General features: G+C 28.0%; 10 protein-coding genes and 1 tRNA gene. 1 reads left to right on the forward strand and 10 read right to left on the reverse strand.

Features of this window, described 5'->3' with window-relative positions; translation table 4 throughout:
* Positions 1-152: 152 nt before the first annotated feature.
* The 8 genes from MBOVPG45_RS02850 to MBOVPG45_RS02885 form a co-directional block, all read right to left on the reverse strand.
* The gene (locus MBOVPG45_RS02850; protein ID WP_014829901.1) at positions 153-527 is read right to left on the reverse strand and encodes a hypothetical protein; all 375 of its coding nucleotides are present in this window, start codon (positions 525-527) and stop codon (positions 153-155) included.
* 409 nt (positions 528-936) lie between these two features.
* Entirely contained in the window at positions 937-1,926 is a 990-nt protein-coding gene (locus MBOVPG45_RS02855) for a variable surface lipoprotein (protein WP_041309154.1), read from the reverse strand.
* A 28-nt stretch (positions 1,927-1,954) separates the two neighbouring features.
* Positions 1,955-3,388: a transposase gene (locus MBOVPG45_RS02860; protein WP_013455919.1), complete on the reverse strand. Its 1,434-nt coding sequence runs from the start codon at positions 3,386-3,388 to the stop codon at positions 1,955-1,957.
* 399 nt (positions 3,389-3,787) lie between these two features.
* Positions 3,788-3,861 (reverse strand) — tRNA-Gly (locus MBOVPG45_RS02865).
* A 110-nt stretch (positions 3,862-3,971) separates the two neighbouring features.
* Positions 3,972-5,264: a CNNM domain-containing protein gene (locus tag MBOVPG45_RS02870; RefSeq protein WP_013456244.1), complete on the reverse strand. Its 1,293-nt coding sequence runs from the start codon at positions 5,262-5,264 to the stop codon at positions 3,972-3,974.
* Complete coding sequence (gene dnaB / locus MBOVPG45_RS02875; RefSeq protein ID WP_013456407.1) at positions 5,264-6,739, reverse strand: replicative DNA helicase; 1,476 nt, start codon at positions 6,737-6,739, stop codon at positions 5,264-5,266. Before dnaB ends, MBOVPG45_RS02870 begins: the two co-directional genes overlap by 1 nt.
* Positions 6,729-7,184 carry a 50S ribosomal protein L9 gene (gene rplI / locus MBOVPG45_RS02880; RefSeq protein ID WP_013456489.1) on the reverse strand — a complete coding sequence of 152 codons (456 nt, stop codon included), beginning with the start codon at positions 7,182-7,184 and terminating at the stop codon, positions 6,729-6,731. The genes dnaB and rplI overlap by 11 nt, the downstream gene beginning before the upstream one ends.
* Complete coding sequence (locus MBOVPG45_RS02885; RefSeq protein WP_013455954.1) at positions 7,165-9,165, reverse strand: GGDEF domain-containing protein; 2,001 nt, start codon at positions 9,163-9,165, stop codon at positions 7,165-7,167. The genes rplI and MBOVPG45_RS02885 overlap by 20 nt, the downstream gene beginning before the upstream one ends.
* A 290-nt stretch (positions 9,166-9,455) precedes the next feature.
* On the opposite strand from MBOVPG45_RS02885, the gene MBOVPG45_RS02890 reads away from it, so the two are divergent.
* Entirely contained in the window at positions 9,456-10,523 is a 1,068-nt protein-coding gene (locus tag MBOVPG45_RS02890) for a variable surface lipoprotein (protein WP_013456082.1), read from the forward strand.
* 144 nt (positions 10,524-10,667) lie between these two features.
* Here the strand turns inward: MBOVPG45_RS02890 and MBOVPG45_RS02895 are convergent, their stop codons facing one another.
* Together MBOVPG45_RS02895 and MBOVPG45_RS02900 are read right to left on the reverse strand one after the other, a co-directional pair.
* Positions 10,668-12,341 (reverse strand): IS1634-like element ISMbov3 family transposase, encoded by a 1,674-nt coding sequence (locus MBOVPG45_RS02895; protein ID WP_013456292.1) that lies wholly within the window; start codon positions 12,339-12,341, stop codon positions 10,668-10,670.
* Between the two features lie 161 nt (positions 12,342-12,502).
* Complete coding sequence (locus tag MBOVPG45_RS02900) at positions 12,503-14,272, reverse strand: P68 family surface lipoprotein (RefSeq protein WP_013456451.1); 1,770 nt, start codon at positions 14,270-14,272, stop codon at positions 12,503-12,505.
* Positions 14,273-14,286 lie beyond the last annotated feature (14 nt).

Consider the following 14,286-nt stretch of genomic DNA (forward strand, 5'->3'; position numbering starts at 1 on the left):
TTTTTCCAATAATTTTCCATAAATTTTTTTAAAATTGTTTTCACATTGTTAAGCAAATATACTTTTTGTTGTTGCAAAATATCATAAATATGGCATTCCAATAGTGCTGTTATATAGCGGTTTTAGTAAGAATATTGCTGATTGTTGATAACTTATGTTATGTTTGTTGTTGTTTTTATTTTTTCTTTTACATTTTCAGAAATTTCTTTAATAGCTTTAGCTTCATTAGTAAAAGCACCACTATCATTATTATTAGATGTTTCTCATTTATCAATATTTGTAATATTTTTGTCTATCTTGTCACTTAAGAAGCTTAATTTTTCAATTGTTTCTTTAACAGTGCCCAGCTCATCCCTTTGATTTTTGGTAATCTTTATAATATCTAAAATAACTTCACCTTTTATAAGTTTTGAATCTGGCTTAGCTTCAATTACTACCTTATCAATCTCATCTTTTATCGCTTCTTTGTCCAATGTAAAAGTAAAATCCTCATAATTTAGATTTGGCAATGACAAATCTTTTTGCAATGCCTCTAATATTTATGTTCTAAAAAGAAAATTTGTTAAAAACTTAAAATTATCTTTATTGACTGTAGATAAGTCCTTTTTGTCAGCTGTACTATCGTTTTTATCTGCATTTGCTTCAGATATTTTAAGTGTAAATGATACATTTACACTTCCAGTGTACTTTTTGCTTTCATTCTTAACACTAACTACTACACTTGTTTTTTGTATGTTAGATACTTCTAGTTCAGAAATATCAATCTTGACTTATTTTTCTATTTGTTTTCATAATTGTTTATATCTTTATTTAAAAAAGATATTTCCTGCCAATTTTATATAGGAGTTAAAATTCAGAACACTAACATGAAATAAAAGTAAGTCATTTATTGAATAACAAAAAATATAGAAAACTCTATATTTTTTGTCGTAAGTGTTAGTTACTAAAATCAATTGATATTTCTGCTTCTTTAGATCCATCTTTTGGTTTAGCAACCTTTTTAAGGTCTTTCATTATCTTTGTATAGTCTGTTGTAACTTTACCATTTACTTTAGGTTTAACTGCTGAGTCATATGCAACTGATACTAATGATATGTCAACATTTAACTTATTAAACTCATCATTATCAATGTCATTTTTGCCTTTGATTGCTTGTTCTAATTTTTCAACAGTTTTAGTATATTTATCTTTTAGTTTAGTAGCAACTTCTTTAATTTTTGTTGCTAGATTTTCAAATTCTTGTTTTTTGCTTTCTTCACTGGCTTCTCATTTAGTAATGTTTCTTAAATTATCTTCCATCTTTTTAGCTTGTGCCTTAAATTTGGTTATATATTCGCTTACTAATTTAACATTGTTGCCTAGCGGTGCTAGTTTTGGTAAAACTATTTCAAGCTTGCCAAAAATATTTTCAGAATCGGGGTTTGAAATAACTATTAATTTTCCTTCCTTATCATTTGTTGCTGCAGAATCTAGGGTAATAGTTATATCTTTTTCACTTAAGTTAGGTAAACTAAGCTCTTTTCTTAAGATAGTAGCCATTTCTTTTACACCAGTGTAGTTACTAATGCCACTAAGATTTTCCTTCTTAACTGTAGAAATATCAACTCTTTTTACCTTTTTAGATGTAAAAGTGACTTGAATTCTTCCACTATAAAGTTTAGAATCTTTTTTAGCCTCTATAACAGCTCCAGTTGATTTAATGTCTTTAGCTTCTAATTGAGATAAGTCAATTTTTACTTCCTTTGTATCATTAGCTTTGGCTAAAGCATTTAATATGTGTTTTTCACCAGGGGTGTCTAGCTTTAAGTCTTCATATACATTAATTTCACCTAAATTTAAGGTTTTGATTACTTTATCCAAACCTTGAGTGTTGCCGCATTTAGCAGCTAATAATGGAACAGTTGCTACAGATGATATTGCAGATATACTAAATTAAAAAAGTTTTAGTGTAATGCTATATTTCTAACAATTCCGCAAGGTCTTGAACATATTTCAACACCTTGCGTTTTTTTCATTCTGTATTATTTATTACTTCAACTTTGTAACTTCTCAAATATTCTATAATCTGTCTGAATGAGTAGTTTTGATGAAGATTTAGTCTTATAAAATTGTTCTTAACTTTTGTCGCAATTATTAGTGACAAGTAGTTTATAAACTCTGTTGTGTAAACTTTCATTTCTGAATGAACTCTTGTTTTTGATAGTTCCAAAATATTTTTGTAAAAGTTAAACATTTCTTCAATTTCTCATCTTTGATCATATAGTGTGTATACATCCTCTAATGAAAGGTCAACATTGGATTCAAAAACAATGACACCAAAAAATTGATTATTTTTATTGAATTCATCAATGTTAAATGTATTTCTTTTTAGATGTTTTTGATAGTTTCCAACACTTTCTTTGCCAGCTATTTCTAAGTCTTTAAATAGATAAAAAAACTTTCCATTTATTTGCTTTTTAGACCCTAGTAATTGCTTATCTTTAATTTTCACAGGAGTCAAGTTTTCATCAAGTTTTTCTTCTCTAATTAATGTTGTATTTCTCTTTAATGGCAAAAGATACTTAACATTTTTATTCTGTTCTAAAAGCTCTGTAATTGCTTTAGTTCTAAAGCCTTTATCAGCAACTAATATTTCGCCAGTGCTAGGCACATTTTCCAAAAAGTCCTCAAAAATAGTCGAATCCAGCATATTTCCTTGGTATGGTCTGTGATAAATTGGCTCTTTGGTATATAAGACACAAGTGTAAAGTAAGGTAAAATCTTTGCTACCTTTAACCTTGCCTTTTCTTGATCATTGAGAAAAAGTTACTTCATCTGAATTATAAGATTTAAGTGTGCCATCAATAATTTGCACTCTACCTTTAAACTCATTTATTCTATCTAACATGAAGTTATGTATATTTGAATATGCTCTACCAGTTTTTTCAAAGAAGTCTGGTAATAATGATTCAGATAAACCAACCTTTTTAAATAATTCAGACATAAATGAAGTTTCATAGTAAAACTTTAAATCACGATTAACGGCTTTTGGATAGGCACATCTAAGAATAGCAATTACATATAATTTGTAAGCTGTTGATGAATCAAAATGTGTTAGTAATTTTTCCAAAATATCATTGCTATTTTTTGTAAAAATTGCTATGTTACCATAGTCTTTTATATCTGTTTTTTCTTGATTTTTCTTAGATCTTGTACCTACTGGGATAGGTGTTTCAAAAGGAACAAATTTGTAATCTACTATTTCGCCAACAATTGCCAAATCTTTTGGAATTGCTTTTCCATTCACATATTTGCTGGTTCTTTTTACAACTTTAAATTTTCCAAAGTAATTCTTTACAACTGTGTTTTTAGGTCTTTCAACTTGTCTTATTTCAACTGGAATTGCCATTTTCAAATTCTCCTAAATATATAGCATTATAACTATATTATAACACAAAATTTAAATAGAGAAATAAATAAAATTAATTTTTTTATGATGACATTAGCAGCATTTTTTAAGTCTTTGTCAGAAAAATAAATAAAAAAATGTCTACATTGTTCAAAATGCGACATTTTGTATAGTATTATGGGGTATAACTTTTATACTAAATAGTATTTTCCTATTCATTTTCATAATGTATTTATCTTTTTATAAAAGATATCTCCTCACACTTAAATAATATCTACATTAATATTATAAATTATTTAAATAGCCAGATAATACTTGCTACACTATAAAAAGGCAAAATAAATAAAAAACCAAGACTTTAACCTTGGTTCTAATTTTTAGCTTGAAAACTCAAACATATGGAGCAAATGACGGGAATCGAACCCGCATGACCAGCTTGGAAGGCTGGAGTTCTACCATTGAACTACATTTGCAAAAATGTAATAATATTATACAAAAGTAAAATAATTTTAAAAGTATTTTATTTTGTTGTCATTTATTACATAAAACTCTATTTCATAGGCTTTTTAGTAAAATTATCTATTTAAACTACAATTTGATTAGTTGATGTTTCCATCATATCAACTTTGTTACCTAACTCAATTTCAATTTTTGCATCATTTTTCTTTGAATTTGTTATTGAAAGTATTCTAAAATGAACATCGCCTATAGTATATTTAGTATTTTTTCTCGGAGAGTAGCCAACTCTGTGCTTGATAAATTCAAACAGGCACATATTTAATTCATTAGGCTCAATGCTTTCAACTTCAATTTCTAGCCTTTTAATCACTTCTTTTAGTTTCATTTTTCCAGAAGCGTGGAATAATTCAAGACTAATTTCGTGAAAGTCTTCTCACTCTTCATCATCATATTCGTCATATATTTCACCAATAATTTCTTCAATGATATCTTCCATTGTTATTAAACCAATAACATCAGTACTATAGTTATTTTCAGTAACAAATGCCATTTGTGATTTTTGAATACGCATTTTTTCTAAAGCTAATGACAAGCTAGTGTTCATTGAAATTGTTGGAACAGGTTTTAAATATGTAATTACCTTGCCTTTTTGTAAGTAAAAAATATCTTTAAGATGAATTATTCCAATAAGATTGTCATCTTTTTTAACAGGAAGGCGACTATAATTTGTTTTTTTAAATAACTCTATAGCATCTGATACACTATCATTATAGTTAATTAAATAAACATCCTTTAGCTTAATATAATGACGCGAGACTTTAGTACTATCTAAGTCTAAAGCATTTTGAGCCATTATGCTTTCATTAGTTTCTAGCACACCTTCGTTTTGTGCAATATCTATCAAGCCCTTAACATCTTGCTCAGTATTTGTAATATAAATGTTTCTGCCAATTTTGCTTACTGGATAAGTAAATAGTCAGAAAATATAATAAAAAGCTTGCAATACATAACAAAAGGTTTTAGATACAGCAACAGGATATTTTTTAGCAGCTAATTTGGGCAAAATTTCACCGAATAACACTACAATCGGGGTTAAAATGGCTGTTGAGATAATGACATTATATTTATTAACTTCATGCAAGTTTGCTAGTCATCACACGCTCAAAAGATAAGAAGTTATTGCTGAAAGCGCTATATTTACAATGTTGTTGCAAATTAAGATTGTGCTAAGTAATTGATTAAAGAATTTGTGTTGCTTTTTAATTAATTTTGCACCAAATTCTTTGTTGTTAACCATAGTTTCAATCCTGCCTGGACTTAGACTAGTATATGCAGTTTCACTTGCGCTAAAAATCGAACTAAGCAATAGCAATAAAATCATTCCTATAGTTGAAATAATTTTTAAATAGAGAGGCATTATTCATCTCCTTTATTGAAGTTAAAGGAGTCGTTGACTTCATCATATTTATAGTAAAGATCTTCAAATTTACCGCAGTTTAACCTAAATAATAAATTAATATCAGCTTGTGTACCATTTCTGTGCTTTGCAATAAGTAAATTTGTTACATCGCCAATAAAGCCTTGTTCTAACATTTCTTTTTGCTGTGCGCTTAAGTCTTTATCCTTAAAATTAATTTTATTTTTATTGTAGTAGTTCTTTCTATATAAAAATAAAACAATATCAGCATCTTGCTCAATAGTTCCTGATTCTCTTAAGTCTGATAATATAGGTCTTTTATCTTCTCTTTTTTCAACCTCACGACTAAGCTGGCTTAGTGCAATAATAGGAACTTTTAATTCTAAAGCCAGTGTTTTAAGATTTCTACTTATTGTTGCAACTTCAGCTTGTCTATCCCTAGAAGGCTTGCTTGAATCGACGCTTAATAATTGCAAGTAGTCAATAATTATCATATCAATTCCATTAGTTTTAGCAAGCCTACGGCATTTTCAAAGCAATGTTGGCAAGTCAGTTTTAGCTGATTCATCTATAAATAAGTTTAATTGGTTAAGATGTCTTTTTTGATGGATGGTAATTTTATCTAATTCTTCCTGTGATAATTCACTAGGTTTTTTAAACTTATATAAATCGATTTCTGTGCTAATGCCAAATAAACGAGTAACTAGTTGTGATGAAGGCATTTCTAAGGTAAAAAATACAACCTTTTTAGCAGGTTTATTCCTGGAAGCAGAACTGGCGTTTTTAGCTATATTTAAGGCAAAAGCGGTTTTTCCCATACCTGGTCTAGCAGCTAAAACAATCATTTCTCCAGGCTGAAACCCTTGTGTTAGTGTGTCTAATGCTTCAAATCCACTAGGTACTCCGCTAATATTAGAAATATTAAGTTCTCTTTTTTTAACTAAATCATCAACTACAACTTTTGCTACTTCCTCAACAGTTAAGAAGTCTTGACTAGTTTTGCTTTTGTCGATATTTAAAAGCAAGTCATGAAGTTCGCTAATCACTTCACTTTCGCTTACTGCTGTATTTGTACTTAATTTATTTAAAACTCTACTTAACTTAAGTTCAATTGTTCTTAATTTTGTTAGTCTTTCTAACTCTTGTAAGTACTGAATAATATTATTACTTAAGCCAGCAGAATCTTGAATATGTAACAAGAATTCAAAATTAATGAAGTTATATTGCTTATTCTTAGACTTATAAAACATAAGTTGATCAAAATTAATTGAAATGTTTTTTAAGAATAAGTCTTTTAAAACTTCAAAAAACAAAGCGTGCTCACGAACAGTAAAATCTTCCTTAGTTAAATAAGGAATAATTTTGCTTGCTGTTTGGTTATTTATATAAACTAAGCCAAGCAATGATGCTTCTAAATTAGGATTTGAATACTTGCTTAGGCTGCTTATCTCATAATACTCGGAGTTATTTGACATTGATTATTATATCCACCTTTAGTTTAGCAATAATATCTTTGTAAACAATGATATCAATTTCATGCAACCCTCTGCCAACTAAGTGTACCTTTTGAACAGCGTATTTGTCTAATTTATAGCCTAATTTAACCAAAGTCTTAACAATATCCTTAGTTGAAACTGCACCATGAACATTCAAATTATTATTGCCGTCTATATTAGCTTCTAATTCATATTTTAATACTTCTTTTTCAAGCTTTTCCTTTAATTCCAATGCACTTTGACGCGCTTCCATTTCACTAGCAGTTAAATCGCTTAACTTTTTCTCTAATTGCTTTTTAGTTTTTTCATTATATGGCACTGCAAAGCCTTTATTAATTAAGAAATTAGATCCATATCCGTCAGATACTTCAATAATTGTGTTTGCCTTGCCATCTTTACAGTCTTTAATTAGTATAACCTTCATTTTTCTCACTCACAATCGCTTGTTTAACATTATCAATAAATGTGCTAAATTCTTCACTAGATACGGCTGCTGCTGTGCCAAAGTGTCCACCACCACCTACTGCTTCAGCTATTAATTGAACATTCACATCCAATCCCCTAGCACTCATTTTATAAAACTTTGTACCTTTTAGTTTTGCAATAACAAATGATGCCTTTCTGCCACTAATTTTTAAAATTTCTTCAGAAGCTATTGAAATAACATCATTAGTTAGTGGGATATCTTTATAGGCTAAAAAGTATCCAGGTTTAACTTCTTGTATGTTTGATAAAAGATCATTTACATCATTTCAAGTATCTTCATCGATTTTTAAGATTTCACTACTTTTTGCTGAATTAGCTCCTTTTTCTTCTAATCAGCCTGCAGCAATAAAAGTTCTTGCGTTAACTTTTTTAGTAAATTGCAAAGTGTCTAAATATATACCATTTAGTAACATTTGAGCAACAAAAGGTTTAATTGAAATTACTTTTTGCACGAACATTAAAATTTCAGTAACTATTTCAGAAGCACTAGAAGCAGCTGAATCAATATATCTATTAACACTTGGACAAAAATCGATGCTTGAGCCTAATCTATGGTGGTCTAGGATAAAAATATTATTAACTTTTGTATTGTTTATACAGTCCTTATTATCGGTTCTATCTAATTGAGAGTTATCTAATAAAAATACTAAAGTTGACTCATCAGTTATTTTATTTGCTACTTGAGGTTTAATAAAAATCTCTTCATCTTTAGGAATAATTTTTTCAATTGCTGCTTCAGTTGTTGAATCTTGAGTTACCGAACAAATATATGCTTCTTTGTTGTACTCTTTAGCTAAGGCTCAAATACCTAATGATGAGCCAATAGCATCTAAGTCAGCATTTGAGTGGCCATAACATATAACTTTTTTGATTTTTGGATCTCTTAATTTGCTTTCTATAACATCAGCAATTCTCTTAATTCTAGTTCTGCTAATGTCATAAAGTATTTCACTAGATGAACCAAAATATTTTGGTCTTTCAACATTTGAGAAAATTGCAACTTGATCACCACCACGACTTTGAGCTTGTAATAAAGCGTTTTTGGCTTGCTCTGTTTTTTCTCATAGGTTTTGATAGCCTAATGCAAAACCTGCAGAAATAGAAATCAAATGATTATTTATTTTTGAATTTTTTAGCGCAGAGTGAATCTTTGAAAAGAAACTAAAGTCAACGCTTACCATTTTATCAATTGATTCTTTATTAGTGAACACTAAGAATTTTCCATTAGTATATTGACGATATACAAAGTTATATTTAGTAACTAATTCGTCCAAAATTGCTATAAATTCTTGGTTAACTTTATAAAGTTCTTCTTTTGAAAGTATTGAATGATATAACTGATAATTATCTATTTCTACTTCGCCAATTACAGGAAGTTGATTAGAATAAATTTGAATCATATGCTGTTCTAAAGTAATGTCTTTTATGCTTATGCAATTTTTAAGTGGCCATATTTCTGCATGATAATAATTTTCATTATCTTTAAAATTTATGCTTTGTAAATTAGTATCAAAATTTGAATCATAATACTTAAAGAACTCGGCTAATGTATATCCGACTCATTTGCGACCAAATTTATTTTTTATAAATGAACTAGTTCATAAAATGTTGAAATTATTGTCATAAATTAGCAAGCCAATTGAATTATGACTTATTATCTCATCTATAAAAAAGTTAAATGACTTCTTGATAATTGCATTTTGTGACCAATACATTCTGATAAGCAGTAATCCCACAGTACTTGCAATAATTGCACTAATTGTTAGTCCAACTACTGCAGAGGCTCATATTTTAGACTGACTATTACTAAATTTAGTAATAAGAACAACACAAGCAATTAATGTGATAATTGCTAGCAGGCATATTGTTCCATAAATTATGACAGTCTTTTTCTTACTAGGAATATTACTCAAATTCATACTTAATATTAATTATATAAAAGATTTTGGAATTGGATTGAACTAGATATATTATTTGAAACAAGCATTTTAATTTTAATCATGAGTATTGCACGCATATATTCCATATTTATTTTTTAACTAATAAATCTATTTTATAGACTTTAAAGTTTGTATGCTTAATATTTATAATCTTCGTTTCAACATTACTGTATAATGATTAAAATTTAATCATAGGACTTAATATTCAAATTGTTAATTTTATATTTTCACAATAAAAGATATATAGTATATGTAGCAAGGAACAAATTATGAAAAAAATCAAAATATTAAGTAGTATTGGAATATTAGCGCCCGTCTTAGCTATTCCTTTAGTAGCTGCTAGTTGCAATAATGAATCTAAACTCAAAGATTTACAAACAAAGTATGAAAACAACAGAAAATCAGTTATAGATTTTTTAAATTCAGAAGAAAAATATAGCTTTTTAAAAACATATGTTGATATTAAAAATGCTCTAAATGCTAAAGTTGATATTAAAAGTAGCAAAGAAATCAATAATTGAATAAAAAACACAAATGATGCAATTTCTTCATATAAATCATTTAAAAATAGCATTGTTACAGTTAATGAAGATAAAGAAAAAAATACATTTTCTGCTTTTGATAACTTACTAGTTTTATCATCTAAAGTATCTGAAAAGGGAAAAGGCTTTTTCCCTAAAACTATTATAAATCAGCTTAAAAGTAAAAATTCATTTGCAGAACAAGTTAAATTACTAAATTCCTTTTTAGAATCAAGCTTATTAAAAGTTAATGAAGAATCATTGAAAGATATTTCAATAGATTTTGAAAACTCTGTCCCAAATGATTTTATTAATTCAGTCAATGATGGGTTAACACTAACTTTTGTAATGAACAAAAATGGAACTAAGCATTATGCACCCATAACATGAAAAAATATTGGTTTAAATAATGTTGAAAAAGCTGATGATGTTCACAGCGATGAAATTGATTTATCAAAAGTAACTGAAAATGATAAAAATCATTATCTAGATGATAGCTTTATTATTGGAAAAATATTTAAAAATGCAGCTTTTGGCACAGAACAAACTGCTGATAAAATCTTTGAAAAAATAAATTCTATCGTTTCCCAAAGTAACGGTAAATTAGACACAAATGAATTTAAGAAGAAAGCTGAAGAATTGAATAAACTTTTTGCATTTGAAACAAATCTTGAAAATAACCCTAGTGTTTCATATTCATTAATTGGCTCACATGCGCATTCAACTAAGGAATACCATTTTTACTTAACAAAATATGTAAATAACGCTAAGGATTCAAAAATCAGTTTCATTGTTCACAATCAAAAAAACAATTAACAAAAAATACTGAAGTTGATTTTCAGTATTTTTTTGCTTTATTTATGATTTACTTCCTACGTTTCCCAGTTTAAGCATAAAACAAGAAAACATAATTATGTAAATTTTTGATTTCATAAGTTATGTTTTTTTATAATGTAATGTCTAAGTGACTTTTTCTTTTGTTAAAAGTTCTAATAATATTTGATAAGTTTGCCAACTTTCTTGTAACTCGTCGTTATAAACTTGTATAGTTTCGATTTTTTGTTTATTTACAAATACTTCAATTTCTTTAACTTCTTTGATAACATTAATCACTTTATGCTCAGTAATTTTACTTTTTTCAGTCAGTCCTAATTTTAAATTTAGAGTGTAGATGATGTAGTTTAAAAATACTAATGAAATGAAACATAAACAAACGTAACCAACAATATGGTTTCAAGTTGATAAATACATTGGACGAAGAGATAATTTACCTTTTAATGTCTTGAAATTAGACTCAATTTGTCATTGTTTTGAATATAAATTAATAACTTCTTTTACTGATAAATCTGTTCTGTTTGTTTCGTAAACATAGTATCCATCATATTTTTGATCTTCTTGTATTTTTTCTATGTCAAGTTCATAAAATGCACCTTTGCTTATAGGTTTGAAGAATCTATATTTTTTAGATCCCGCTAGATCATCACAAGAAACAAGATTATCTTTATTCATTTTCTTAGTGAAATTTTGAATTAAAATATCTCTATCGTTTTTGTCTTTAGTCGCTCGTTTTTGACTAAAACTAATTATTTGTCTTCTAAAATGTCCATTAATTCTTTTTTTATTGTATGAAGATGCAATATCACGAGTTTTGTATATCAAACCACCATCATTTACATAATCTTTTTCATCTAATACATACTCTTTAAATTGTTTGCTTCCAGCTTTCATTCTATATGAGATTATGTATTTTCAATTCTTAGATTCTAAAAATCTAATATTTCTATTAACACTCATTCCTTTGTCAGCAATTATAGTTACACTGTTAACTTCATAAATATCTGCAATTTCAAGCATAAAAGGTATGAAAGTATTCGAATCAGTAACATTTCCTGGAAATATTTTGTAGTGTAACGGTATCCCATTTTCATCAGTTGCCATGCCTATAACAATCTGGTCTTCTTTAAATTTTCCATCTTTTGAATAGCCAGGTTTTTTATAACCTTCACGAGAAAATGTTTCAAAATAAGTAGTTGTTGCGTCAAATCATAATACATCAATTTTTCTATTAGTATTTGCACAAATTTTTGCATTTAAATTTCTTAAAATTTCATCTTTGTTTTTTGCTATATAGTCTAATGATCTATAAAATGAATTTTTTGAATAAGTGTCTATTTTTTCTTTTTTTGCTGTCATATAAGTGTTAAAAACACTTATTGGATTTTTAATTCTTTGATAAATCAACTGTAAAACAACATCTTTTAATGTTATCGATTTTGTGGGAGAACAATCATTAAAAATATTGAAATAATCAAATAGTTTTTCAACTACTTCGTAACCTTTAAACCTTTCTAAAACTTCTTTTTTGGTCTCTTTTTTCTCTTTAAAAATCTCATCTAATTTAGTTCTTGCTTGTTCTTTTGTTCAAGACAATGGAAAGTTTGCAATAATTGCTTTGATAATTGTTAGCGGATCATCGTGATATTGTTTTAATTCATGCAAATAACCATATCCTAATCTGTATACAAAACCTTTGTTATCTGGTCTTGGCACTCCAATTGATAAGTATTCACCTTTTTTAACTCTTGCTATTGATGTTCTTCATTGTCTTTTTGCATCATTTTTCGACTTTTTCATGTTTTTATTATATCATATTTAAGCATAAAAGTATAATAAATTATATTTTTTTTATAAAAAAATATAGCCGCCGAAAACTGAGTGTTTTCGCGACTAAGTGGGAAACGTAGGAAAAACAATTAACAAAAAATACTGAAGTTGATTTTCAGTATTTTTTTGCTTTATTTATGATTTACTTCGTTCTCAATTGATTTAATTAAGTCATCTTCTTTTATTTCTGATGGAGAATTATGATCAGTTCATTTTACTGCAGCTGATTTAATTGAGTTATATATTTGTCCGGTTTTATCATCTTGAACATTATTTTTAGCAATTATTGAACTATCTTTTTCAAAATCTCTAATTGATTTAATAGAAACATAAGCTGATCTTAGAAAGTTTAAAATTCTAAATTCTTCATCACTGATAGAATTATTTGCTCTTTTTTGTTTTAGCTTTTCAGCTTCAGTTTCAAATCAATTTAGACTCTTATCATTTACAACTGAGGCTAGTGGCATAATATAGCCAGAATATTTAGCAAAGGTTTTTCAGTTTTCCTCTACCCCTTGATTATAGGCATTATTGGTTCCTTCAAATAATCATTTAACGAACTTTACAACAGCTTTATTCATTGAACTGTCTTTAGATTTTAACACTAGTAAGCTAGAACCTCCTTCAGTAAATATTTTTTGCGAACCTTTTTTAATTGTTGTTAATTGTGGATCCATATAAACATCTTCATATGAAGCAACTTTTTTAGCAAAATCAGGGTCGTTTTTACCTTGACTTTCTTTTAGTCTACTACTGTACATTGTTGAATTAACGCCAACGCTTGCTGCAAAACCTATAGCGCTTTTGAATCTAGCGATATTTATGCTAGAGTTTTCGCCCTTGTTACCAAAATTTATCGTTTGGAAAACCTTGTTGTTAGCACCTACTTTGTGTGCATGTCTTTTTATTGCTTCTTTATAACTGCTTAACAATAACTTAAACTTGCTTTTTATGTCTTGATCTTGAACTATGTTATATTTAACAGTAACAGGTTTTTCAGGATTGCCAGTTTCTTCTAAATCATATACAAGCTTGTCTTTATCAATTTGCGAGTGAAGTTCTTTAAATAATAAGTCATTGGCATAATCTACTGAAATAACTTCACCAGTTAATGTATCATCATTAACTTTTGATTCATTTAGCTTAGTGCCTTCATGGAATTTTTTAGCAAATTCCTTAATACTTTCAACAGACTTAAATGTTTCATCGTTTACAGTAAGTCCCTCAAAAGCTTTATTGCTATTCGCCTCTAATGCCTTTCAAATAGTATTTTCCGGCAATTTAGAACCAACACCTTCTTTGCCAGCTTCGGTTGCTTTTTTAACAATTTCTGCATTCTCGTCAACCTTTCCGCCGTTCGCTTTAATCATTTTAAACATATAATCTAAAACTTCAAGATTATAAACAACAGCATCTACGTCTAAATTATCAAATGGAATGCTATAAATTTTGTCATTACCTTTTTGTCCTGGTAGTTTTGAGTGTAAGTCCGCAATATTTTTATTAAATATTGACTTAGTTATTCCATGGTCAGAAAGATCCATTAATCTTTTGTGTTGATTAAGTACATAAGCACCAGATTGTGCTCCTAGAATAAGGTTTGGCAATGCTGCTTCATTGTTTGTTTCAATGTCATTTTTTACCTTTTTAATTAATTCAAACTCACTAGTGGTTTTTGTTTTGTCACTAAATTGTAATTCTATAGGTAAGAAGTCTTTGTCTTTACTAAATGTTGTGTTGTAGTACTTAACTAAAGGTACAAGCATCTTAGGCAAAGGCCAATAATTATCTTGAGCAAATTGAAACACCACTTTTTTGTCATTTTTTTGACATGATGCTGCAATCATTGGAGCAGCTGCTGCTAATGGAATAATTCCAAACAATAATTTTTTCTTATTCATTTTCTAAATCCTTT

It is taken from the genome of Mycoplasmopsis bovis PG45 (assembly GCF_000183385.1).
Classification (GTDB): Bacteria; Bacillota_I; Bacilli_A; order Mycoplasmatales; family Metamycoplasmataceae; genus Mycoplasmopsis; species Mycoplasmopsis bovis.